Below are 25,226 nucleotides of genomic sequence, written 5' to 3'. Positions count from 1 at the left end.
TACCGAAGGTTCATAGCCAAAACCGGGTCTATGAACAGGAATTTACTTTCAACAGCATTTATTCTATCAGGGTTAGTCGCCCAGGCACAAACAGACACCATCAGGGCAAATCAGCTCGACGAAGTGGTAGTTACGGCCAACAAGTACCAACAAAAACAAAGTACGACGGGTAAAGTGATCACCGTGATCAACAAGTCGCAGCTTGAGCAAAGTCGTGGAAAAACCGTGAGCCAGGTGCTTAACGAGCAAGCCGGTATCACAATCAACGGTGCCCTTAACAATATCGGTACAGTGCAAACGGTTTACGTTAGGGGTGCAGCCTCTGGCCGTGCCCTAATACTCATGGATGGGGTGCCCGTTAATGACCCAAGTATGATAAACAATGAATTTGATCTGAACCTGTTCTCCATTGACAACATCGATCGGATTGAAATCTGTAAAGGCGCTCAATCCACTTTGTATGGCTCAGACGCGGTTTCCGGAGTTATCAATATCATCACGATTAACCCCGACGCAAAAAAGGCCCTTAACATTAAGGGTACAGTCAACGGCGGCAACTATGGTACGGTAAAAGGAAGTACCCAGGTTTATGGGAAGTCGGGGAAGGTGAGCTATTCTGCGAGGTATGCAAAATTGAGAACCGACGGTTTTTCTGCCGCTCGCGACACTATCGGAAACAGGAACTTCGATCATGATGGCTATGATGGTAATATTGCCAATGCACAGGTATTGGTGCAGGCTACGCCCAACCTTTCGTTTCGTTCTTTTGGTATGTATAGCCAATACAAGAGCGACATTGACGCAGGGGTATTTTCCGACGAGAAAGATTACGTAATCAACAACAGTGTATTTACGGGTGGAGCAGGGTTCAATTACAAGAAAGACTTTCTTACGCTTACGGGCACCTACCAATATAGCGAACTTAAAAGAACGTATTTGAACGATAGTACATTTAAATCGGGTACTATTTTCGAGGACAACCAGTACTTCGGCAAAACGCAGTTCGTAGAATTTTATGCCAGCGTCAACCTTGGGAGTGGCTTTACGCTTCTTCAGGGTGCAGACTACCGGTACTCATCTTATAACCAGAAGTATTTCTCTGTAAGCAGTTTTGGGCCATTCAGAAGTGCTTTCACCGATACTTCTCTGAGTCAAAGCGCCCTTTACGGCTCGTTAAATTACAGTGGCACAAATAAACGATTGAACGTAGAACTGGGTGGGCGGCTAAATACGCACTCCAGGTATGGTAGTAATGCTACCTATACTTTCAACCCTTCGTATGCGCTTGGTAACCGATGGAGGGTCTTCGGAAGTATTGCAAGCGGGTTCAAAGCGCCCACACTCTACCAGTTAAGTATTAATCCAAAACTTGAGCAGGAGGAGTCGGTGAATTATGAAGCAGGCATCCAGTACAACCACGATCGCCTGAACACCCGGTTTGTCTATTTCAATAGGCGCATTAATAACGGCATTGATTATAACTACATCACGTTTAAATATTTTAACTATGTAAGGCAGGTGGTTAATGGAATTGAATACGAAGTGACTTACAAGCCTGTTGACAAGATTTATGTAACCGGAAATTACACCTTCCTGGATCCTAAAGAAACAACCCAAAACAGGGTGACGAACAAGGATACCGTAACCTACGACTACTCCCTGAGAAGACCAAAACACCAGGCAAACCTAACCATTGGCGGACAGCCGTTCAAGAACCTGGATGTGTCGGTAACGGGCCGCTATGTAAGCAGCCGTTACGATGTTGGCGGTTACCAAAGAAAGGATGTTGTATTAGAGGATTACTTTTTGCTGTCGGCACATGCGAACTATAACTTAAATACCCACTTCGACTTCTTTGCCGATGCACAAAACATTACCAACCGGGTATTTTACGATGTGAGGGGTTATAACTCGATCCCTCTGTTCCTGAATGCCGGGGTCGCATTTAGTTTTTAAGAAGACCTGATGTTCAATTCCCCGTTACATCCCGCTGCTGCGGGATGTTTATTTTTGTGCAAATGCCCTCTCCATGAAATTTGATCTTCAACAATTTCTTACCGTTAGTTTCACCTTATTCGCGGTTATCGATGCAATTGGCTCCATTCCGCTCTTTATTTCCTTGAAGGTTAAGATGGGTGGTATTCGTGAGTTTCGCGCAACCATTATTTCAGGCCTTTTTATGGTTGGTTTCCTGTTTGTGGGCAAGCCTTTTTTATCGTTGTTGGGGGTAACCGTAAGCTCCTTTGCAGTGGGCGGATCTATTGTAATCTTCCTCTTGGGACTTGAAATGGTGCTTGGTCATGAAATCTTTAAAGATGACAAAAACGCCAGGGCCGGAACCGTAGTTCCGATTGCATTTCCGGTGATAGCCGGATCGGGAACGCTCACCACCGTTATGTCGTTACGGGCTGACTTTGACGAAATCAACATCTTGCTGGGCATACTCGTGAACCTGGTACTGGTGTACATTGTGCTTAAATCACTACGCTTGATCGAAAGAGTGTTGGGAGAAGCAGGACTGATTGCCGTGAGGAAGTTCTTTGGTGTAATCCTGCTCGCGATTGCCGTTAGGATATTTAGCAGCAACGTAGGGGAGTTTGGAAAGTAGTGGAAGATGGATCGTTCGAATCAATCAGGTAGTCGCCTTCGCTTTAGAAAACCTCCCATGATTAGATTTCAATTCAGTAACAGGTGATATCCTGTCGCTTAAAGCAACAACCTGTGTAAGTCTGCCACGGTATTCTTTTCCTGATCATCCCTATGCCACAGGGAATTGGCCGCAATAATTCGGATCTTGCGGGTGACTTTACTTTGTCCTGGGTCCAAAACTGCACCATTATACTGCACTTTCAACAAAACTTTCCCGGAGCTTCTTGTCCTCCGATTGACTGGCCTGGACAAATACCTTTGGAATGCCTACAAATCCCCTTACCAGCTTATTGCTGCACGCATGTGCAAGCAGGTTGTCTGCTACAAAAGCCAGCGGAGTTTGAAGTTCAATTAACTTTTTTGCGGTGGTATCGGTAATCGCGTAAGCACTCGTATAGTCGTGAAAGCCGGCACAACGCAGGTGTTCAGAGAATTTACGCGTATAAAGGTTGTCAATGGTTTTATGACTCCACTTTAGCTTACCAAAAAATGCCTTGATATGATAAACGAGCAGTTTAAAGAAGGTTCCGAGATTGCGTCGGAAGTTTTTTTCATAATCGAAGTACAACAGGTCCCAATCATCCGGTAACTCACTCAGCATTTGCCCAACCTGTTCCATTCCCTCCTTCTGTGGTACAGCATCGTCCTCGAGAATGAGTACCTTTTTATAGCCATGCTTCAGCATGTCTTCATAAACCCGGCGGTGACTCCAGCTGCAACCAATCTGCCCGGTGTTCATTGGTTTATTATAACGGTGTAGTTCAATAGCCTTTGCTTCATCATAGATGCCCTGCTCAACCAGGCCATCAATGGTGAAATCCTTTTTATCGGAACCTATGAAGAAGTCGTAGTTTAACCCAGACAGTATTTCATTGATCCTGGTTTGCCGTTGCGTGGCTCTTTCGAGGGTTATAACGTAGATGTGGTCGAAAAACTCGTTGATTGGGGTGAAATCAAGGGTAGTAGACATGAGTGGTAAATGGTGCCTTTTGGTTGTCTGAATACAGGAATCATGCCTAGGTTATCCAGTGTAATGTCTGGTGTTTTAGGGTGTTTACAAATGGGGTATTTTCTTCCTGTGCCTTGATCCACTGCTTTTTAAGTTCGTAGTACCAACGCGCCTGTGCATCGGGTTCACCAACCAGCAAAAGCTTTGGGTCATTCTCCAATCCTGCCTTTAACTTTCTGAAAATGCCCAGGTCCTGGCCGATAAATGTGCGGCCGAGTTTTCGCAATGGCCACCACAGCATATTTGCAACGCTAAGGGTAGTGTAGAAAAACTGGTTCAACTCCGTTTCGGTTTCATTCAGCGGGGTGAGCGTGGTTATAGAAATGATCTCGTTGTCTTCGCCAATCTTGATGTGTTCCCGTCGAAAGCCGGGAATTTCAAACGTGATTTCTGTTGACGTTCCGCCTTTTAGAATTTTATACCCTTTGGAGTTTGATGATGGGGTGTGCCTGGCCATTTTGAAACCAAGGCCCTCGGGTTCAAAATGTTTTTCCTTGATCCGCAGCGACTTTTTCGAACGCCAAAACCACGACTGGTGTACGAAGGTGACATGAGCCGGGTCAATTAAGCCGATCACCGCATGGTCGATGTTACAGGGTAACACCACTCTCTCCACATGTTTAAAGGCTTTGTCGGGAGCCAGCAATAGGTCGGGCAAATCATTCAATACTGCCTGGTCGCTCAACTTTTTATCGGGCATGTAGATAAAGATCACCCCGTTTATCTCGCGGCAGGGATAGGTGGGAGCTTTAATCTTATTTACCTGGATGTTTGTTTCCGGTGCAAGAGCGGGAATGTTGATGCAGACCCCCATTCTGTCGAACTCCCAGCCATGATAACAACATTGTATACGATTACCATCGAACCAGCCACAGGAAAGCGGAACACCGCGATGCGGGCAGTTGTCTTTTAGGGCGAAAACTTCATTGTCATTTGTTCTCCCAAACACAACTTTTTCGCCCAATACCTCCTTTGGCAACAGTTTTCCTTTCTTTAGTTCGCCACCATAGAAGGCCACATACCAGAGATTTTTCAAATACAAACCCACCGGAGCAGACATAAACGGATTTTGATTGCTTCAAATGTAAGCATTGGAGTTGGTAACTGCCTAAGTCGGAAAGCAGTAAAGGGTTTCCTGGCCCGGTGCCGCGGGCACCAATATTGGGTCGACATTCATCGAAAAACGCCTGTAAACCAACACGAGTACGCCACTACTCATAAAATTCATAAAGAGACCGGAAGTAGTTATTGTTCCAGCCATCGACCATTTCCTCGTAAACCTCGTCCGGTATATTCGTATGGCGCAGTTCGACAGAAGTGCCCTGTTTGTGCGGGTGTAATTTGATGGTTACAATAGAGTCTTCTTCCTGTTCACCAAAGTACCAGAGCTGTTCTATCTTTTTTCCTTCTTCAAACGACAGGTTTTGACCCTCAATACTGCCCTCCCATAAAGAAAATTCCGAACCAGGCTCGGTCGACATTACTGCCTCTTCACCGGTCCACAACTTAATCGTGGCAGGGTTGGTCAATGCTACATATACCTCCTCGGGCGGGGCCGGGAGCAGGTAATACTTTTTAAAATCCTTCATATTTGCTTGTTTCGGCTGGCAATGATAGTATAAAGGAATTGTACCAGGTACCCGGCCACGAACAAAGGTGAATCATTGTGCTCAGGCGTTTAAAGTTGTTGGCTTATATGGAAATAAGGCCCGGGAGGTATGAATAATATACGGAGCTTCTATTTATTGTGAACGGGATTGTGATTCAAGCCGTTATATCTCCTGATTACATGTGTGACATTGAATATGACTCTAACATGACAGAGCAATTCATTTAAACTGTACGGCTGCGTATACCTTTGTGTCCTACACCAACCATAAGAATGACCCTGCAGACTCAAGGAAATATATCAAGGTTTTATGTAGCTGGAATTAATTATAAAAAGACTGAAGCTTCAATAAGAGGACAATTCGCTGTTTGTAACGACCAGTATCCTGCTATCGCCGAAATGGCAAACCAATCAGGAATCACCCAATTTTTTATTCTTTCAACCTGTAACCGTACTGAAATTTACGGTTTTGCCGAGGATCCATCCCAGCTTATCGACTTACTGTGCACACGCACAACGGGCGATATAGACACCTTTCGCCAACTGTCGTACAAAAAACAGGGACTCGATGCTGTTCAACATCTCTTTGAGGTGGGTGCTGGTCTGGAAAGCCAGATCCTTGGCGATTATGAAATCATTGGCCAGATTAAGTGTGCTGTGAAGGTCGCAAAGCAATATGGCTTTATCGGCGCTTTCCTCGAACGCCTTGTAAACTGCGTATTGCAATCCAATAAGAATATCAAGAATCAAACGGCGCTTAGCGGTGGTACCGTATCGGTATCCTTTGCTGCCGTACAATATATTCGTCGCTACTTTAATAATGTAGCTGGCAAGAAAATACTTTTACTCGGCATTGGAAAAATCGGCAGAAACACCTGTAAAAACCTGGTCGATTACCTTAACAAGCCAAACATCACCCTTGTAAACCGAACCCAAGAGAAGGCAGCCCACCTTGCGGCTGAATTGGGTCTCAGCTACGACGCATACGAAAATCTTGCTGACCAGGTAGCTGCTGCCGATATTATATTGGTGTCGACTAATGCTCCTGAGCCTACCATTCTTACCAGCTTTTTCAAAGGCAATTCACCCAAACTCGTTATTGACCTATCCATTCCATATAATGTGCAGGATGGTGTTAAATGCCTGCCAGGAGTCACACTCGTAAATGTCGATGAACTTTCTAAGCTCAAAGACGAAACGCTTCAAAGAAGGATGGCGGAAGTGCCTAAAGCAAAAGCCATTATTGCACTTCATAAGGCTGAATTTCTTGACTGGTGCGACATGCGGAAAAATGCACCCGTAATTAACGCAGTCAAAAAGAAGCTGCATGATATGCATCAATGCAGCATGTTTTTGTCGACCTATACAAAACTAAATACGGCGTCTCCGGCTGTAGCTGGTGTAAATCAACAAGCCATTCAGAAAGTCATCAAAAATATGGCGGTTAAAATGCGCGTTAAGAAAACCCCCGGTTGCGCATATATCGAAGCCATCAACGATTTTATTGTTACCCACGTTAACTAATATGCAGAGTAAGGTGCTGAAGATTGGTACCCGGGAGAGCCAACTCGCCGTTTGGCAGGCTACCCGGGTTAAGGAACTGCTGTATCTGAACGGTTTTGAGTCCGAACTTGTTTACATAAAAAGCGAGGGTGATGTTGACTTACAGACTCCCCTTTACGAGATGGGTGTTCAGGGTATATTTACCCGAAGCCTCGACATCGCTTTGCTTACCGGGCGTATCGATCTTGCGGTACATAGCATGAAGGATGTTCCCACCCGGCTCCCGGAAAGGATCATCCAGTCGGCCGTACTTGAACGCGGTTCCTTTAAAGACCTCCTGGTTTTCAAAGATCGAGCATTGATGGATCAGTGGCAAGTAAGCGCGGCTTCAATCTTCCCGGATCCGGTACTCAGCGGAGTCATTGCAACAAGTAGCATCCGCCGTCAAGCACAATGGTTAAACAGGTACCCGGGACACACAGTTGAAAACCTGCGGGGTAACGTAAATACGCGTTTAACAAAGCTGGCAGAAAGCGAGTGGGACGCCGCCATTTTTGCAGCGGCGGGGTTAGAGCGAATCAATCTACGGCCCGAAAATTCATTGGAGTTGGATTGGATGTTACCCGCTCCTGCACAGGGCGCCATAGTAGTTGTTTGCAAAGAAGATGATCAATATGCTTTTGAAGCATGCCAGCCATTCAACCATGTGGAAACCGCATTATGCACCAGGGTTGAAAAAGATTTTTTGCGTGCTCTAATGGGGGGTTGTTCAACACCGATAAGTGCGCTTGCACGAATTAACAGCGACCAGATCGTTTTTACCGGCAATATTTTTTCGGTGGATGGTAAACATAAGGTGGAAATTACCAGACAATCCGGGCTTAATGATGCTGCGGAACTCGGCGCTGGTGCTGCGGCCGAACTACTCGAAAATGGAGGCCAGGCAATTGCAGATACCATTCAACATGAAAGAACCTATTAGAATATTGTGCACCCGGCCGCTCGACAACCAGTTGATAGAAATGGCCAGCGATAAGGGGATATTAATTGAAACCTCATCATTTATTGAAACCACTCCCACAATAACCCCGGAAATCTCCGAGTATATTGCCCGGGCCGCAAGCAGCCGATGCGATGTGGTAATTACCAGCATGAACGCCGCGGAGGCAGTTATCAGCGAACTTCAAAAGGATCTTTCTGTGCCGCCCTGGCACATCTACACCATGGGAGGTACCACTAAAGATATTCTGCAGCATTACTGGAGCGAACTTGCCGACCTCGTTGTAGCCGACAACGCGGCTACACTTGCCGACAAGATTATTGATGAAAACCCGATAGAGGTTGTATTCTTCTGCGGAAATATCAGGCGGGACGAATTGCCCGACAAACTTAAATCGGCATTCATCAAGGTCGAAGAAATTAAGGTTTATGATACCGTAATGACCTCTAAGAAGGTTGATGGCACATATCACGGCATCCTGTTTTTCAGCCCCAGCGCCGTCGAGAGTTTTTTTAGCGCGAATAGTATTGCAGAGCAAACCATTTTGTTTGCCATTGGCAACACTACGGCTGCGACAATCAGGGAATATTGTAAAAACGAGGTTATAACTGCTGATCAGCCGGGTAAAGAGCATCTTGTGGAAAGAACAATCGGGTACTTCAATGCGTTAAACAACTGACCTGTACTCTTGCAAAATAACTTATGACAGAACTAAAGAACGATCTTTTATTAAGGGCGCTCCGGGGTGAAGAAGTTGAAAGACCACCCGTTTGGATGATGCGCCAGGCGGGAAGATACCTGCCGCAATACCTGGAACTAAAAGCGAAATACGATTTTTTTGAGCGTGTTCAAACGCCCGAACTCGCTACGGCAATAACATTGCAGCCTGTAGATCTTGTTGGTGTGGATGCCGCAATTATTTTCTCCGATATATTGGTGATACCCCAGGCAATGGGTCTGGAAGTATTGATGGAAGAAGGAAAGGGTCCATCTCTGCCCCAGGTAATCAAGACCATCAGCGACATCGACAACTTGCAAACCGGAGGGGTGGAACACAGCCTGCGGTATGTAACAGAAGCCTTGTCGCTAACCAAACGAGAACTGAACGGACGTGTTCCATTAATTGGGTTTGCTGGCGCGCCCTGGACCATTCTCTGCTATATGGTAGAAGGGAAGGGAAGTAAAACCTGGGACAAAGCAAAGCAGTTTGCTTACACTTCTCCCGAACTGGCGCACCGGTTGCTTCAAAAGATCACCGACATTACCATTAATTATTTAATAGCGCAGGCAAAAGCAGGTGCAGATATGGTTCAGGTTTTTGATAGTTGGAGCGGATCGCTAAGCCCGGCTGATTTCAAAACATTTGCTCAACCCTACCTCTTGCAGATCGTTGAAGGCGTTAAGGAACACGTTCCTGTAACCTTATTTCCGAAAGGTAGCTGGTATGCGCTCGAAGACCTTAGTAAAAGCGGCGCTTCGGCGCTTGGGATTGACTGGTGCGTGTCGCCGCAGTTTGCCCGTCATGCTACAGGCAACCGCATGACCCTGCAGGGAAACTTTGATCCTTCGAAGTTGCTTGCGCCAATACCAGACATTCAGTCCGCAGTAAAGGAAATGATTGATGCTTTTGGTACCCGCCGGTACGTTGCCAATCTTGGTCATGGTATTACGCCCAATGTTCCAGTGGATCATGCACGTGCCTTTGTAGACGCCGTTAAGTCGTATAAGGCTCCACAAGAGTAGCTGACAAAAGGATGACAATTGTGAACTAAACCCGTTTGTAATGGAGATCGGTATCAAGGAGCAATGGATCGCATTTATACACCAGTTACAGGATGATATTTGTCATGGCCTTGAGGTAGTAGACGGAAAGGCAGTTTTTGTTGAGGACGCCTGGCAACGCCCGGAAGGTGGCGGTGGTAAAACAAGGGTGATTGCAAATGGAAACGCAATTGAGAAAGGCGGGGTTAATACCTCTGTTGTGTTTGGTGAGGTTACTGATCCCATGCGAACCCAGTTGAAAATCGACGGTCATAGCTGGTTTGCTGCCGGCCTTTCACTTGTTATTCACCCAGCTAATCCGTTTGCTCCTACTGTTCATGCCAATTACCGCATGTTTGAATTGTATAATGCCGGGCAGCAGGTAATCGATCGTTGGTTTGGTGGAGGAACAGATCTTACCCCATATTACCTTCTTGAGGAAGATGCTATTCATTTTCATGCTACCTATAAACAAGCTTGCGACCAGTTTGATCAGGGGTTTTATCCACGGTTCAAGAAAGAATGCGACAATTACTTTGTCAATTGGCACAGGAGCAATGAGCGCCGGGGAATAGGTGGTATCTTTTACGACTATCAAAAGCCCTCAGACGAAAAGGATGTGAACTTCTGGATCGGTTTTGCCAAAACCTGTGGTTATGCATTCCTCGACGCCTACGTGCCCATCCTGGGCAGGCGGATGCATTCTCCATTTGAGCCCCAGCATAAGCATTGGCAGGAGATCCGTCGTGGCAGGTATGTTGAGTTCAACCTCGTTCACGACAGGGGTACGCTGTTCGGACTCAAGACAAACGGACGAATTGAAAGCATACTCATGAGCCTGCCACCAACAGTACGATTTGAATACAACTACCAGCCAGTAGCCGGCAGCCCCGAAGACAAATTGTTACAGGCCTGCCTAAATCCTGTAGACTGGGTCTAATATATCAATGCTGTGTAACAGCTCACTTTAATTTACAATAAATGTTATTACAACGGAGAAACAGGATATTACGTGCGAACCCATCGATACGTTCGATGGTGGCAGAAACCGTTCTTACCCCCAACGACTTTATTGCGCCGTTGTTCATCGATGAAGGCCGGAATATACAGACCGAGATAGCTTCCATGCCTGGCTATTACCGCAGGAGTCTCGACCTTACGGTAAACGAAGTAAAGGAGCTGTGGAGCATAGGCATTAAATGCGTTTTGTTGTTTATCAAGTGTAAAGACGAGTTGAAGGATAACACCGGCAAAGAGGCCTGGAACAAAAACGGGTTAATGCAGCGGAGCATTAAAGCCATTAAAGATGCGGTGCCTGAAATGTATGTGATGACCGATGTTGCCCTGGATCCATATTCATCTTTCGGCCACGACGGTATCGTTGAAAATGGCGAGATCGTAAATGATCCTACGGTGGAAGCACTCGTTAAGATGAGCATCAGCCATGCTGAAGCGGGCGTTGATATGGTTGCACCAAGCGATATGATGGATGGCCGGATCGGTGCCATAAGGCAGGGCTTCGAAGACAGTGGTTTTACCAAAACAGGGATCATGGCCTATAGTGCAAAATATGCATCATGTTTCTATGGCCCTTTTCGCGATGCACTCGATAGTGCGCCTGGTTTTGGAGACAAAAAGACTTACCAGATGGATTTTGCCAACCGTACCGAAGCGGTTAAAGAGGCATTGATGGATGTTGAAGAGGGTGCCGACATTGTAATGGTAAAACCAGGCTTACCTTACCTCGATATCGTTCGCGAAGTAAAAAATGCCGTAGACGTTCCCCTTAGCGTTTACAACATTAGCGGCGAATACGCCATGATTAAAGCTGCGGCAAAAATGGGCTGGATCAACGAGGAAAAAGCAGTCCTCGAAACGCTTACGGCATTTAAACGCGCCGGGGCCGACCTCATTGCAACCTACTTCGCAAAAGACGCCGCGAGGTTGCTCGCCAGGTAGTAACGGGGCTTCTCTAACTTTTGACTTTTGATTGTTGACTTCTTCTTACAGCCATAGACATGACTACAAACAGCATTGAACTATTCGAAAGAGCGCAGCGCTCTATCCCCGGCGGTGTAAATTCACCGGTACGTGCATTTAAAAGCGTTGGCGGAACTCCCGTGTTTATGAAATCGGCAAAAGGCGCATACCTCTACGACGTAGACGGTAACCGTTATATTGATTACATAGCCTCGTGGGGGCCGATGATCTTAGGGCATGCCTGGGAGCCAACTGTCAGGGCAATTCAACAATATGCAGCTTACTCCACGTCATATGGCGCACCAACCGAGCTCGAGGTAAAAATGGCCGAACTCATCCTCAGCATGGTTCCAAATGTTGAACTTATCCGGATGGTGAGTAGTGGTACTGAAGCTTGTATGAGTGCGATCAGGCTTGCGCGTGGCTATACGGGCCGAAACAAAATCATCAAGTTTGAGGGCCACTATCATGGCCATGCCGACAGCTTTCTTGTTAAAGCCGGCAGTGGTGTTGCAACTTTTAATATACAAGCCGTTCCGGGTGTAACTGCCGGTGTGGCAAATGACACGTTAACCTGTGCCTACAACAACCTCGACGCGGTAAAGCAACTTGTGGCGGAGAATAAAGGAGAAATCGCTGCCATCATCACAGAACCCGTTGCCGGAAACATGGGCTGTATCCTGCCGCATGACGGCTTTTTGCAGGGACTAAGAACCATTTGCGACCAAGAAGACATCGTATTGATCTTTGATGAGGTGATGACCGGCTTTCGCCTTGCTGCAGGAGGTGCACAGGAGGTCTACGGTGTTCGTGCCGACCTTGTTACTTATGGCAAAGTGATTGGTGCAGGGATGCCCGTAGGTGCCTTTGGCGGCAGCCGAAAGATCATGGAACATATCGCACCGCTCGGTAGCGTTTACCAGGCCGGAACCCTAAGCGGCAACCCTATTGCAATGATTGCTGGTTACACCTTGTTAACCGAACTAAAAAACAATCCTTCTATTTACAGCGAGCTTGAAGAAAAAACGGTTTACCTGAAAAAGGGTTTAAATACCGTGTTACAAGAATGGGGTAAACCATATGTCATCAACCAGCTTGGCTCAATGATCAGCGTGCATTTCAGCGGGCAACCCGTAACCGATTTTGCAAGTGCCGCCGCAGCGAACAATCAACTGTTCAGCCACTTTTTTCACGCTATGCTCAATAGGGGAATTTACCTTCCGCCATCTGCGTTTGAAAGTTATTTCCTCAACAACGCGCTAACCTATAAAGACCTCGATCAAACCATTAAAGCTGCTGAAGAAAGCCTGCACGAAATTGGGTAATTACGACGTCTGCTCAACTCCATCTTATCACAGAGGTTTTTTATGGACCCGGCTTATGTAATTCTATTGCGCATCCTTGCGTCGCACTCTTGTACTGTGGCTCGCCTGGCAGCGAGTTAATAATTCGTTGGTAAAACAAAAAAGTACTTCATTTAAACAATTTCCAGGCTGGAAGTTTTGTTTAAATGAATTGGAACCAGCTATGCGGTCAATGGGTAGATACAAGAGAAAAAACAAACGCATACCCAACTAAGCACTCTGGCTCAGTAATTCACATGGTTTTAGCCCGGTATGTTTCTTAAAAGCGGTAGAGAAGTGGGAAATGGAAGAGTAGCCCAGCAATGCAGATACATCGGTTACGCTTAAACCTTTTTCGTACAAAAGGTATTTGGCGTGCTCCATGCGTTGTTGCTGGTAAAAGTCAAATATGGTTGTTCCGAAAATTTCCTTGAAACCTTTTTTAAGATAACACTCATTGATTGCAACCTTGCGGCTGAGCTCCTTGATAGTTATGGGATCGCCAATGTGTTGCAGCAGGATCTCCCGCGCATTTAGGATCTTTTCCCTGTCGAGTTCGTTTGCAAGGAACTTGCACGAAAAACCTTCTTCTTTCTCATCAAGCAGGCATTCAAGACTATAAAGCAGGATTTCGTGAATTTTCGCATTCACAAATATGTTCTCGAGGCTGCCGGTATAGCTGTGCGTTAAAAACGAGTCGAGCACATTACGCTTACGGGTGCACAGCGGGAAAAGTTTGGTAAACGACGAGGGATGCCTGAACGCAACAACTTCATCTTTACGATTGCTAAGCTTTACGTTTTGCGTAAAACGCGAGAGGAAAGTCTGGGTAAAATAAAAAGAAAACACATCAACCGTTCGTGTTTTGCCGCTACATGAGTCAGTAGGGAGTTGCTTGCATTTGGTACAACCCTTTTCTTCGCAGTACTTGTTGCCGGTGATGCAGAATCTGAGTTCGAGGTAGTTGTCTTCGGGTTTTTGCTGGTGGTAGTGGTAAACCATCATACCCGTGTCATCACCTATGCGCTCGTGATGGGCAAAGTAACGTTTTATGGAATATTGAATGGAACCCGGAATATGCTGCTCTTTTTCATGAAGCAAATCCAGCAATGGATCAATTTCCTGCTGGTTGGAGAGGCGAAGTATATCCAGGGGTTTCAACATCTGTGGCAAATTTAGTGTAGAAATGGTATTCGGTACAAACCCGTTAACCAAATGACAATATCATGGCAGTCGTGGAGTGGAACCATCATTGCGAACGCAGTGAAGCAATCTCCTGTTAGTTGTCGCGAGCGTGTCTGTAGTTGGATCGTCATTGCGAACGTAGTGAAGCAATTCCTTGTTAGCTGTCCCTAACGTGTCGGGTAGTTGGATCGTCATTGCGAACGCAGTGAAGCAATCCCTTGTTAGTTGTTGTGAACGTTTCTGGAGTCAGTTCGTCATTTGCGAACGCAGTGAAGCAATCTCTTGTTAGTTGTCGCGAATGGGTCGGTAGTTGGGTCGTCATTACGAACGCAGTGAAGCAATCCCTTGTTAGCTGTCGCTAACGTGTCGGGAAGTTGGATCGTCATTGCGAACGTAATGAAACAATCTCCTGTTAGTTGTTGTGAACGTTTCTGGAGTCGGTTCGTCATTGCGAACGCAGCGAAGCAATCCCTTGTTAGTTGTCGCGAGCGTGTTGGTAGTTGGATCGTCATTGCGAACGCAGTGAAGCAATCCCTTGTTAGTTGTTGTGAACGTTTCTGGAGTCAGTTCGTCATTTGCGAACGTAGTGAAGCAATCTCTTGTTAGCTGTCGCGAACGTATCGGGTAGTTGGATCGTCCTTGCGAACGTAGTGAAGCAATCTCCTTTTAGTTGTCGCGAACGCTTATGGATTTGGATCGTCATTGCGAAGGCAGCGAAGCAATCCCTTGTTAGCTGTCGCTAACGTGTCGGGTAGTTGGATCGTCAGAGGCAGCGTACTGAAGCAATCTCCTGTTAGTTGTTGTGAACGTTTCTGGAGTCAGTTCGTCATTTGCGAACGTAGTGAAGCAATCTCTTGTTAGTTGTTGTGAACGTTTCTGGAGTCAGTTCGTCATTTGCGAACGTAGTGAAGCAATCTCTTGTTAGCTGTCGCGAACATCATGGTAGTTGGATCGTCATTGCGAACGCAGTGAAGCAATCCCTTGTTAGTTGTCGCGAATGGGTCTGTAGTTGGATCGTCATTGCGAACGCAGTGAAGCAATCTCTTGTTAGTTGTCGCGAACGTGTCTGTAGTTGGATCGTCATTGCCAACGCAGTGAAGCAATCTCTTGTTAGTTGTCGCGAACATGCCCTTAGATCAAGTGTCCTCTTGTCGAAAGTAGCAAACGGTTTTTGATGATGAATGGTGAATGCATTTGGGAAACGCATTTCTGAAAATCGTCTCTTCCATTCATAATGCACTGAGCGATGCTCACATGTAATTGCCTGCCCTGTTCGCAATGACGATAAGCAAGCGTGTGGTTGCGAAGATTGTGCTGGCGATGCTACAACTTGGGATTGCTTCACTGCGTTCGCAATGACGACAAGCAAGCGTTTGATTGGGTGGGCTGCTGGGATTGAATTTACGATATATAACATGGGATTGCTTCACCCTGTTCGCAATGACGATAAGCAAGTGTTGGGTTGGGTGGGCTGCTGGGATTGAATTTACGATGCTACAACTTGGGATTGCTTCACCCTGTTCGCAATGACGATACGGAAAGGTGTGGTTGGGCGGTTGCTGGGATTGAACTTGCGATGCTACAAGGGGGGATTGCTTCACCCTGTTCGCAATGACGATAAACAAGTGTTGGGTTGGATGGTTGCGAAGATTGTGCTTGCGATGCTACAACTTGGGATTGCTTCACCCTGTTCGCAATGACGATAAGCAAGTGTTTGGTTGGGCGGTTGCTGGGATTGAACTTGCGATGCTACAACATGGGATTGCTTCACTACGTTCGCAATGACGACAAGCAAGTGTTTGGTTGGGTGGGCTGCTGGGATTTAACTTGCCATGCTATAACATGGGATTGCTTCACTGCGTTCGCAATGACGACAAGCAAGCGTGTGGTTGGGTGGGCTGCTGGGATTTAACTTGCCATGCTACAACATGGGATTGCTTCACTACGTTCGCAATGACGATAAGAAAACTCATCTCCCCCAAGACTCCTCCTTCGTTGGAATGACAAAAACATCACCCCATCTCTTACCTACAGAATTCGTTTATTCGCCCAGCTACTTGTTGCTGTCAAACGTAGCGTCGCAACCACTGTCGCCACATGGTAAAAAGCTGGTCCCAAAACCCCCTAAAAGGGGCTTAATGTTTTAACACTGATATGTGTTTACAGCAGCTATTTTACTGGGAAAAATACCTTATTTTTTGTACCTTCGCAAACCTTCTCAAAATCAATAAAAGAAGGGATAATCAAGCATTTATGAGTGAAACAACTTTAGTAACCGCCGCAGATCAAAACAAAAATTATGGTGCCGATAGCATCCAGGTTCTTGAGGGCCTGGAAGCAGTAAGAAAACGGCCTGCAATGTATATCGGTGACGTGGGTGTTAAAGGGCTGCATCACCTGGTGTACGAGGTGGTTGATAACAGTATTGATGAGGCGCTTGCCGGCTATTGTAAAAACATTAATGTAACCATCCACGAGGACAATTCGATCAGTGTAAGTGATGATGGACGTGGTATCCCCACCGCCATTCATACTAAGGAAAACCGTAGTGCGCTCGAGGTGGTGATGACCGTATTACACGCGGGTGGAAAATTTGATAAAAACACGTATAAAGTAAGTGGTGGCTTACACGGGGTAGGGGTAAGTTGCGTTAATGCACTGAGTACCACCCTACACGTAACGGTTCACCGCGAAGGAAAAATATTTGAACAGGAGTACCACTGTGGTGTTCCTGAGTACCCCGTTCGGGAAATCGGAACATCTTCAACAACCGGAACAACGGTTCGCTTTTGGCCTGATTACAGCATTTTTATTGTTTCCGAATACAACAAGGACATCCTCGAGGGTCGTCTTCGGGAACTGGCTTACCTGAACAGGAAGATCACCATCAACCTGACGGATCTACGTGAAAAAGATGACGACGGTAAACCTTATTCTAAAGTGTTTTACAGCGAGGGCGGTATTGTAGAGTTTGTAGAAATGCTCGACAAAAACGGCCGGCGTACCCCGCTGATCCCGACAACCCTTTTTGTTGAGGGACATGATGAAGCCAGTAACGTTGCTGTTGAGGTTGCCATGACCTATAACGACGACTTTAAGGAGCACATTTTTTCGTACGTTAATAACATTAACACCATTGAGGGAGGTACCCACGTTACCGGTTTCCGGCAGGCACTTACCCGGGTGTTTAAAACCTATGGCGACAAAAACGGCCTGTTTGAACGCGCCAAAGTTGTGGTAGAAGGAGATGACTTTCGCGAAGGCTTAAGTGCCATTATTTCGGTTAAGGTTCCTGAACCACAGTTTGAAGGACAAACCAAAACCAAGCTTGGTAACAGCGAGGTAAGCGGTATCGTGCAAACCACGGTTGCCCGTGCACTTGAGCATTACCTTGAGGAAAATCCGCGTGAAGCGAAAAATGTAATCTCCAAGATCGTTCTTGCTGCGCAGGCGAGGGTTGCGGCTAAAAAGGCCCGGGAAATGGTTCAGCGGAAAACGGTTTTAAGTGGCGGCGGTTTACCCGGTAAACTGGCGGACTGCTCTGAGCGTGACCCAACGAAAACAGAATTGTACCTGGTAGAGGGTGATTCCGCTGGTGGTACAGCCAAGCAGGGTAGGGAAAGGAGTTTCCAGGCCATATTGCCCTTGCGTGGTAAAATCCTCAACGTGGAAAAGGCAATGGAGCACAAGATTTACGAAAATGAGGAAATCCGGAATATGTATACCGCCCTTGGCGTTACCGTTGGAACCCCGGAAGATCCAAAGCAGTTGAACCTTACCAAACTTCGCTATCACAAGCTCATCATTATGACGGATGCCGATGTGGATGGCAGCCACATCGCGACATTGATCCTGACGTTTATTTTCCGCTACATGAAAGAATTGGTGGAAGCGGGTTATGTATACATTGCGCAGCCGCCGCTTTACCTGGTAAAGAAAGGCAAAGAACAGGAATATGCCTATAGCGAAGAGCAGCGGAAGTTGTGGGTGGAGAAACTTGGTGGTGGTAAAGATGACAGCGTAACGATCCAGCGCTACAAAGGACTGGGTGAAATGAACTCTGAGCAATTATGGGAGACCACAATGGATCCATCACGTCGTACACTGAAGCGGGTAACCATTGAAAGTCTCGCAGAAAGTGATCGTGTTTTTAGCATGCTCATGGGCGATGAGGTAGCACCGAGAAGAGAATTTATTGAGAGTCACGCGAAGTACGCAAAGATTGACGTTTAAACAGAACACTGCTTAGCGTGGCGCCACCTGTTTAAAATTGAATTGGTTTTAAAACGGCAAAATACCCGCCGGCGCTGGTAAAAGCTTGATTACCTGCTTTTGTTGTAGCTTGCGCCAGGTCAGGGATGTTATTTACTTACGATTTAAAATCATTTCAACATGGATACTTCAAAAATGCTGCGGGCATATTGTCTTAAAACGAAAGAGAAAGACGTTCCGATGCACGATGCTGTGATTACAAGAACAGCAAAAGGCGGCTATATGGCTGGTGGCAACGATGGTAAAGGAAATAAAATGGCTGCTATCTTAAGTGAAGCAAAGGCATTACAGGCGATTGAAGACGGTGTAGCTTCAAAAGGATTCTAATACATCTTGAATAACACATAAAAAACCTCGCAAGCGCGGGGTTTTTTTATATCCCTAAACAGGTGCCAAACTTAAGAATGGACAGGGGCGGGTAGGGGAGCCGGTATAACCACCGCCTCGTGCATCCGTGTTAAAAAGCGGAGCATAGACTCCATGCTTTTAATATCGTCGACCACCAGTAAGAACATTTTACCTACCTGCTTTAACCTGGCTTTGTTGGTACCTGTTTGCAGGTATCCCAACACGTTTTTAAACAACTCCGACTCAAAGTATGGTGAGTCGGGCCGATTGATGAAATAGCAGCGTAGCGTATCGTCTTTCAAACTCATTTTTTCGAACCCAATACCTACTGCCAGTTTGCGGCAGCGTACCGTGGTAAACAGGTCGAGCACGGGCTCCGGAAGCGGACCAAAACGGTCGAGTAGTTCAGCCTGGAAATCCTGCAGTTCCTGTTCATTTTCGCAGTTGTCAAGCCTGGTATAAAGCGAGAGCCTTTCCGTAATGCTGTCTACATAGCTGTCCGGGATCAGGATCTCAAGGTCGGTATCGATGGTACAATCGGTTACGAAGTCGTCTTGTTTCTGTATCTCTTCTTTAAACAGTTCTTTGAACTTGCTTCGCTTGAGTTCGCGAATGGCTTCGTCCAGGATTTTCTGGTACATCTCGAAGCCAATCTCGGCCATAAAGCCGCTTTGTTCACCACCCAGCATATTGCCCGCGCCACGAATGTCGAGGTCGCGCATCGCAATCTGGAATCCACTCCCCAGCTCGCTATGTTGCTCGAGTGTTTGTAAACGTTTACGGCTATCGCTTGGAAGTGTACTGATGGGGGGAGCCAGCAGGTAACAAAAAGCTTTGCGATTACTTCTGCCGACCCGCCCGCGAAGCTGGTGCAGATCGCTTAAACCAAAGTGATGAGCGTTATTGATGATAATCGTGTTTACGTTGGCAATATCAACACCGCTTTCCACGATGTTGGTACAAACCAATACATCATATTTCTTTTCAATAAAATCCAGAATGCGCTCTTCCAACTCATGACCTTCAAGCTGGCCATGCGCAAAACCAATGGAGAGGTCCGGGCAGAGTCCCTGGATCAGGCCGGCCATCTCACCAAGCCCCTGCACCCGGTTGTGAATAAAAAACACCTGTCCACCCCTTTCTGTTTCATAATAAATCGCATCGCGAATGGCGTCCTGATTAAACACCATTACTTCTGTTTGTATAGGTTGGCGGTTAGGTGGCGGAGTATTGATGATGCTAAGGTCGCGGGCACCCATCAGGCTGAACTGCAATGTGCGCGGAATTGGTGTTGCAGTAAGCGTAAGGCAATCAACGTTTGTCTTGAGGGTTTTTAATTTCTCCTTTGCGCCCACACCAAATTTTTGTTCTTCATCAATCACCATTATGCCCAGGTTCTTAAATTGAACTTCTTTTCCCAGCAGCGAGTGTGTGCCAATGATGATGTCGACCTTGCCTTCCTCCAGCCGTTTCAGGGTATCTTTTTTATCCTTTGTAGATTTAAACCGGTTGATATAGTCAACTGTTACGGGAAAGTCTTTCAGACGTTCGCTGAAAGTTTTGTAATGCTGAAAAGCCAAAATCGTAGTTGGCACAAGCACGGCAGCTTGTTTGCCATCGATGCAGGATTTAAAAGCAGCACGAATTGCTACTTCCGTTTTTCCGAAGCCCACGTCTCCGCAAACCAACCGATCCATTGGCGAAGGGCTCTCCATATCTTTTTTTACGTCGCTTGTAGCCTTGCTCTGGTCCGGCGTATCCTCATAGATAAAGCTCGCCTCTAATTCTGTTTGAAGGTAGGTATCCGGTGAGTGGGCAAAACCCTGTTGAGCCTTTCTTTCTGCGTATAATTGTATCAGGTCGAAGGCAATTTCCTTAACCCTTGTTTTGGTTTTTTCTTTTAATTTATTCCAGGCATCGCTGCCGATCTTATTGATCTTTGGTATGCTCCCTTCCTTACCGGTGTACTTGCTGATTTTATGCAGCGAGTTGATGTTAACGTACAGGATATCGTTGTCTTTGTAGATGATCCTGACGGCTTCCTGCAGCCGGCCATTTACTTCAATTTTTTGCAGCCCGCTATAGGTACCTACCCCGTGATCGATATGGGTAACATAGTCGCCTGGTTGCAGTTCCCGCAACGTACGTAGGGTAAGTGCCTTGTTCTTATTGTAGGCTTGTTTTACCTTGTATTTGTGGTAACGCTGAAACACCTGGTGGTCCGTATAACAAACCACTTTAAGTTCCTCATCAATAAATCCCCTGTGAATATCATTTGCAAGCGGGGTGAAGTGAACTTCTGCCTTAAGGTCCTCGAAGATGCTGTGTAAGCGTTCAAGCTGTTTTGGGTTTTCGGCGAAGATGTAGAGATCAAAGCCTTTGCTTTCCCATTGCTTCAGGTCGCGTATTAAAAGGTCGAACTGGCGGTTGAACGACGGTTGCTCTTTTGTTTGGAAGTTTAGCTGCAGCACATCTTCACTCGACTGGGCACCCTGCTGAAAATAGAACCGGTGACCAAATTCAACAATGTGTTTTTCGGCAAGCTGCTGTTCCAACGTTTTTGCAGATACAAAATCGCTCACCTGCACATTCTTGAGCACCTTGTCTTCGTCGTCTTCTTCGTCATTCCGGGTTCTCGACTCTTTCTGCAGTTCAAGGAAGAACTCAAGGTCCTCTTCCTGTACTTCAATTCGTTCTTTTGCAAATTGCCAGTCTTCAATCCAGGTGACGGTATTGGCTGGAAGAAATTCAAGCAGGGATACCTTGTTTTCGCCTTCAAACTGGGTTTCTACATTCGGTATGATGTTTACCTGCAATAGTTTTCGTTCGCTAAGCTGGGTTTCCGGGTCAAATATGCGAATGCTGTCAACATCGTTTCCAAATAGTTCAACCCGGTAAGGCTTTTCATTGCCAAAAGAATAGATATCGAGTATACCTCCGCGAAGCGCAAACTGGCCCGGCTCGTAAACAAAGTCGGTCCGCTGGAACCCATACATAACAAACAATTCCATGAGCCCATCAAGGTTGATGGTGTCGTTTGTCTTAAGCTGTATGATGTTTCCTGAGAGCGTCTTTGCCAATACCACCTTTTCGAATAAAGCTTCAGGATGGGTGACAATGATTTTCTTATTACCTCCAACAGATAGCTTCATTAGCGCCTCTGTACGCAGCATAACATGACTGCTGTTAAGCAGCCTGAAGTTCTTGCGGTTTTTAAAAGAGGAAGGGAAGTAAAAAAGGTCGAGCGCGTCAGTAAGGCTCTCGAGGGTATTGTGGAAGTATGCTGCTTCTTCAGCATCATTTAGAATAACCAGGTGATTAAGCGAAGCAGTGGAGCCGGTATTAAAGATGGCGTTTACAATAAACTGGCTGCTGCTGCCATGAAGATTTTTAAGTTGCACCTTCTGCGGTGCAGACATAAGAAGCCTGCCCGCGAGTTGAAAAACCCGGGGATCTTTTCGGAATTTGTCGGTTAAATGCTGTAGGTTCATCTGCTCTCGCCGTACTCCTGCTGCCCGTTGGCTTCACAAGGGGTGCAAAGATAAATGCTAAACATCAAGAATGATCAGTCAGTTTCTTTAGGCTTTCCCTAAACCTCTGCCGACCCACGCCGTGGTAAATGCAAGTGTATGACCCTGAACTGTTGACCTTGGTTTTTATCTGTTACCATGCAAACACTTATTTGTATTTTGTAAAAAATTATAAGCATGGCCGAACCCTGGCGAACCGGTATTGTAACAAAGATTATCAATGAAACGCCTTCAACACGCAGGTTTTGGATTGAAGTTCCGGACCTTATAAGCTTCGATTTTAAACCAGGGCAGTTTGTAACACTGGATCTTCCCATACATGAAAAGAAGAACAAGCGATGGAGAAGTTATTCCATTGCTTCGTCGCCCGATGGAACAAATTCCTTTGAACTGATCATCGTAAGGCTCGAAGGTGGGCTTGGAACGGCATACCTGTTCGACGAAATCATGGAGGGATCGGAACTGTTATTGCGAGGGCCGCAAGGTGTTTTTGTGCTGCCGGAAAACCTTGATCGCGACATCTTCCTGATTTGCACAGGTACGGGTATAGCTCCTTTCAGAAGTATGGTGCAGCACATACACCGGTACAATATCCCGCACCGGAATCTTTACCTCCTTTTCGGTTGCCGGTATGTTTGCGATTGTTTATATGGACCTGAATTGAAGGCATTGGAAGAGGATCTACCGGGCTTCAATTACCTGCCTACCTTTTCACGGGAGCCGGCAGAAAATCCACTCGTGCGGAGCGGTTATGTGCATAGCTTATACCAGCAGATACTTGAGACAGAAAAACGGCCCGCTTACTTCTATCTTTGTGGTTGGAAGGAAATGATCAATGAAGCCAAACAGCGGATACTTGAATTGGGTTACGACCGCAAGGACATTCATCTTGAACTTTACGGATAAACTGTATTTGGAATGAGTAAACAGCATTTGAAGATTTTGTCGCAGTTACTTGGTGGTTTGCTCACCATTATGCTTGCTTTCCTATTCTACGAAAACAGGTTGTTCGATTTGATGAAGCTCTATATTGGGATGGGCTGCGTGTTCATCGTTGTTGCTGTTTTAACAAACGTGCTCGATAAACTTAGTACCAAGATCAGCCTGCTTTTTTTTCTACTCCAGGCCATTGCATTTTTCTATGCATCGAAGGTGCCCATCGAAGACGATGATAGCCTTATGAAGCTCATGATTTTGCTTGCCGGGGTGCTTTATGTCGGACTGGCCATCTACTTCCTGACGAGTGCAGATCCCTCGCTCCGGAAGCGGCGCAGGCGAAAAAGTTCCGGAAGCAGGCATCCACGGCAGGTTAACCCATAACACCACCGCTGCAATTCAACACCAGGAAAGAAGCACCTTAGTTGCTGCACAAGCCGGGCACTAACACATATATCAACTGGTGCGTGATACATCGAAGCAATTCATGTTGACGTTACTTGCGCAATTATGGTTTCGGCTGGAACAGAAATTACGATGTCAGCCTATATAACCTCTTGCGAACATTAGCCCAAATAAAATATAACGAAAGCGGCTGCCGGGAGGCAGCCGCTTTCGTTATATAAAACAAGTTTAACTGATTGCGTCCAGTACAATGGACTTTATATTATCGATGTGAATTCGTTCCTGGAGCATGCTGTCCCGGTGACGAATGGTGACAGTTTGGTCTTCTTTAGTTTGGTAGTCGATTGTAATGCAGAACGGAGTTCCTACCGCATCTTGCCTGCGGTAACGTTTTCCAATGGTGTCTTTTTCTTCGTAAAAGCAACGGAAGTGCGATTTACAACCATCCATGATCTCCCTTGCAATATCTGGTAAACCGTCTTTTTTCGTAAGGGGAAGTATAGCAAGTTTTACCGGCGCAATCTTAGCCGGAATATGCATAACTACCCTGCTATCTGTGCTGCCGTCCTCTTTTGTTAGTGTTTCTTCCTCGTAACTCTCACTTAGAATCAACAGGAACATCCGGTCCAGGCCAATCGAAGTTTCGACCACATAGGGAATGTAGTTCTGGTTAAGTTCATTGTCGAAATATTGTTGCTTTTTTCCGCTCAGCAGCTGGTGGTTCTTGAGGTCAAAGTCGGTTCGGGAATGTATCCCCTCAACTTCTTTGAACCCGAATGGAAATTCATACTCTATATCCAGGGCGGCATCGGCGTAGTGGGCAAGTTTCACATGATCGTGGTAGCGGTACTTATCGCGCGATATACCAAAACTCAGGTGCCATTCGAGCCGTGCTTTTTTCCAGTAGTCGTACCATTCCATTTGTGTGCCGGGTCGAACAAAAAACTGCATTTCCATTTGTTCAAACTCGCGCATCCTGAAGATAAACTGGCGGGCCACGATTTCATTCCGGAACGCTTTACCGGTTTGGGCTATACCAAACGGAATCTTTTGCCGGGCAGTTTTTTGTACGTTTAGAAAGTTTACAAAAATACCTTGCGCGGTTTCTGGTCGGAGATAAATGGTATCTGATTCTTCAGCTATACTTCCAACCTGGGTGCTGAACATCAGGTTGAATTGCCTAACATCTGTCCAGTTGCAGGTATTGCTTACCCCGCACTTTATCTTGTGTTCCTCAATCAGTAACTTCAAACCGGAAAAGTCTTCGGCCGCGAGCAGGCGATCCATACGCCCGAGAATTTCTTCTGATTGGCTTTCAGTAAGGGTAGCTGCATAACCTTCAATCAGGTGATCAACCCGGTAACGTTTGTTGCTGTCCCTGTTGTCGATCATGGGATCGCTGAAGTTATCAACGTGCCCACTGGCTTTCCAGGTTAACGGGTGCATGAAGATTGCGGCATCTATGCCAACAATATTTTCGTGCATCTGGGTCATCGATTTCCACCAATGGTCGCGGATGTTTTTTTTGAGTTCGCTTCCGTATGGGCCATAGTCGTACACGGCACTTAAGCCATCGTAGATTTCGCTGCTTTGAAATACAAAACCATATTCTTTGGCATGCGAAATAATGGCCTGGAACTTATTCTCGTTTGTCGTCATAATGCCGGCAAACCTACAGGAAAAACGGGGTAATTTA

Annotated in this window: 19 protein-coding genes; 13 read left to right on the top strand and 6 right to left on the bottom strand. The window is 46.3% G+C overall.

The window, feature by feature from the left end; all coding sequences use genetic code 11:
* Positions 1 to 30: 30 nt before the first annotated feature.
* Positions 31 to 1,956 carry a TonB-dependent receptor plug domain-containing protein gene (locus EXU57_RS11660; RefSeq protein ID WP_133268385.1) on the top strand — a complete coding sequence of 642 codons (1,926 nt, stop codon included), beginning with the start codon at positions 31 to 33 and terminating at the stop codon, positions 1,954 to 1,956.
* 73 nt (positions 1,957 to 2,029) lie between these two features.
* Positions 2,030 to 2,608, top strand: a complete 579-nt coding sequence (locus EXU57_RS11655; protein WP_133268384.1) for a MarC family protein — start codon at positions 2,030 to 2,032, stop codon at positions 2,606 to 2,608.
* A gap of 228 nt (positions 2,609 to 2,836) precedes the next feature.
* Here EXU57_RS11655 and EXU57_RS11650 read toward each other — a convergent pair whose 3' ends face one another.
* The 3 genes from EXU57_RS11650 to EXU57_RS11640 all read right to left on the bottom strand — a co-directional run bounded on the left by EXU57_RS11650 (position 2,837) and on the right by EXU57_RS11640 (position 5,247).
* Positions 2,837 to 3,619, bottom strand: coding sequence for a glycosyltransferase family 25 protein (locus EXU57_RS11650; RefSeq protein ID WP_133268383.1), 783 nt, complete (start codon positions 3,617 to 3,619; stop codon positions 2,837 to 2,839).
* Positions 3,620 to 3,665: 46 nt separating this feature from the next.
* Positions 3,666 to 4,718 carry an aromatic ring-hydroxylating oxygenase subunit alpha gene (locus EXU57_RS11645; protein ID WP_133268382.1) on the bottom strand — a complete coding sequence of 351 codons (1,053 nt, stop codon included), beginning with the start codon at positions 4,716 to 4,718 and terminating at the stop codon, positions 3,666 to 3,668.
* A gap of 151 nt (positions 4,719 to 4,869) precedes the next feature.
* Positions 4,870 to 5,247: an SRPBCC domain-containing protein gene (locus tag EXU57_RS11640; protein WP_133268381.1), complete on the bottom strand. Its 378-nt coding sequence runs from the start codon at positions 5,245 to 5,247 to the stop codon at positions 4,870 to 4,872.
* Positions 5,248 to 5,540: 293 nt separating this feature from the next.
* On the opposite strand from EXU57_RS11640, the gene hemA reads away from it, so the two are divergent.
* From hemA to hemL, 7 genes are read left to right on the top strand one after another with little or no spacing between them, the layout of a single operon-like run.
* Positions 5,541 to 6,791 carry a glutamyl-tRNA reductase gene (hemA, locus tag EXU57_RS11635; RefSeq protein WP_133268380.1) on the top strand — a complete coding sequence of 417 codons (1,251 nt, stop codon included), beginning with the start codon at positions 5,541 to 5,543 and terminating at the stop codon, positions 6,789 to 6,791.
* Between the two features lies 1 nt (position 6,792).
* On the top strand, positions 6,793 to 7,752 hold the full coding sequence (gene hemC, locus EXU57_RS11630; RefSeq protein WP_133268379.1) for a hydroxymethylbilane synthase: 960 nt from the start codon (positions 6,793 to 6,795) through the stop codon (positions 7,750 to 7,752).
* The gene (locus EXU57_RS11625) at positions 7,736 to 8,449 is read left to right on the top strand and encodes a uroporphyrinogen-III synthase (RefSeq protein ID WP_165958113.1); all 714 of its coding nucleotides are present in this window, start codon (positions 7,736 to 7,738) and stop codon (positions 8,447 to 8,449) included. Before hemC ends, EXU57_RS11625 begins: the two co-directional genes overlap by 17 nt.
* Positions 8,450 to 8,472: 23 nt before the next feature.
* On the top strand, positions 8,473 to 9,513 hold the full coding sequence (hemE, locus tag EXU57_RS11620) for a uroporphyrinogen decarboxylase (RefSeq protein WP_133268377.1): 1,041 nt from the start codon (positions 8,473 to 8,475) through the stop codon (positions 9,511 to 9,513).
* A 40-nt stretch (positions 9,514 to 9,553) separates the two neighbouring features.
* Entirely contained in the window at positions 9,554 to 10,471 is a 918-nt protein-coding gene (gene hemF / locus EXU57_RS11615; protein ID WP_243745578.1) for an oxygen-dependent coproporphyrinogen oxidase, read from the top strand.
* 41 nt (positions 10,472 to 10,512) lie between these two features.
* A complete protein-coding gene (gene hemB, locus EXU57_RS11610) occupies positions 10,513 to 11,490 on the top strand; it encodes a porphobilinogen synthase (RefSeq protein WP_133268376.1) in 978 nt (325 codons plus the stop codon).
* Between the two features lie 59 nt (positions 11,491 to 11,549).
* Positions 11,550 to 12,836: a glutamate-1-semialdehyde 2,1-aminomutase gene (gene hemL, locus EXU57_RS11605; RefSeq protein ID WP_133268375.1), complete on the top strand. Its 1,287-nt coding sequence runs from the start codon at positions 11,550 to 11,552 to the stop codon at positions 12,834 to 12,836.
* Between the two features lie 249 nt (positions 12,837 to 13,085).
* Here hemL and EXU57_RS11600 read toward each other — a convergent pair whose 3' ends face one another.
* Positions 13,086 to 14,018, bottom strand: a complete 933-nt coding sequence (locus tag EXU57_RS11600) for a helix-turn-helix domain-containing protein (protein WP_133268374.1) — start codon at positions 14,016 to 14,018, stop codon at positions 13,086 to 13,088.
* 2,274 nt (positions 14,019 to 16,292) lie between these two features.
* Here EXU57_RS11600 and gyrB point away from each other — a divergent pair.
* Together gyrB and EXU57_RS11590 are read left to right on the top strand one after the other, a co-directional pair.
* Positions 16,293 to 18,272, top strand: a complete 1,980-nt coding sequence (gene gyrB, locus EXU57_RS11595) for a DNA topoisomerase (ATP-hydrolyzing) subunit B (RefSeq protein ID WP_133268373.1) — start codon at positions 16,293 to 16,295, stop codon at positions 18,270 to 18,272.
* A 159-nt stretch (positions 18,273 to 18,431) separates the two neighbouring features.
* Positions 18,432 to 18,638: a hypothetical protein gene (locus EXU57_RS11590; RefSeq protein WP_133268372.1), complete on the top strand. Its 207-nt coding sequence runs from the start codon at positions 18,432 to 18,434 to the stop codon at positions 18,636 to 18,638.
* Positions 18,639 to 18,709: 71 nt separating this feature from the next.
* Here the strand turns inward: EXU57_RS11590 and mfd are convergent, their stop codons facing one another.
* Positions 18,710 to 22,150, bottom strand: coding sequence for a transcription-repair coupling factor (gene mfd / locus EXU57_RS11585; RefSeq protein WP_133268371.1), 3,441 nt, complete (start codon positions 22,148 to 22,150; stop codon positions 18,710 to 18,712).
* 216 nt (positions 22,151 to 22,366) lie between these two features.
* Here mfd and EXU57_RS11580 point away from each other — a divergent pair, with 216 nt between their 5' ends.
* The gene (locus tag EXU57_RS11580) at positions 22,367 to 23,095 is read left to right on the top strand and encodes a ferredoxin--NADP reductase (protein WP_133268370.1); all 729 of its coding nucleotides are present in this window, start codon (positions 22,367 to 22,369) and stop codon (positions 23,093 to 23,095) included.
* Between the two features lie 12 nt (positions 23,096 to 23,107).
* Positions 23,108 to 23,509, top strand: coding sequence for a hypothetical protein (locus EXU57_RS11575; RefSeq protein ID WP_133268369.1), 402 nt, complete (start codon positions 23,108 to 23,110; stop codon positions 23,507 to 23,509).
* A gap of 249 nt (positions 23,510 to 23,758) precedes the next feature.
* Here EXU57_RS11575 and EXU57_RS11570 read toward each other — a convergent pair whose 3' ends face one another.
* Positions 23,759 to 25,189 carry a glycine--tRNA ligase gene (locus tag EXU57_RS11570; protein ID WP_133268368.1) on the bottom strand — a complete coding sequence of 477 codons (1,431 nt, stop codon included), beginning with the start codon at positions 25,187 to 25,189 and terminating at the stop codon, positions 23,759 to 23,761.
* Positions 25,190 to 25,226: the final 37 nt, after the last annotated feature.

Source organism: Segetibacter sp. 3557_3 (assembly GCF_004354985.1).
Classification (GTDB): Bacteria; Bacteroidota; Bacteroidia; order Chitinophagales; family Chitinophagaceae; genus Segetibacter.
The sequence above is the reverse complement of the archived record's forward strand: the minus strand, read 5'-3'. Positions and strand labels throughout refer to the sequence as shown.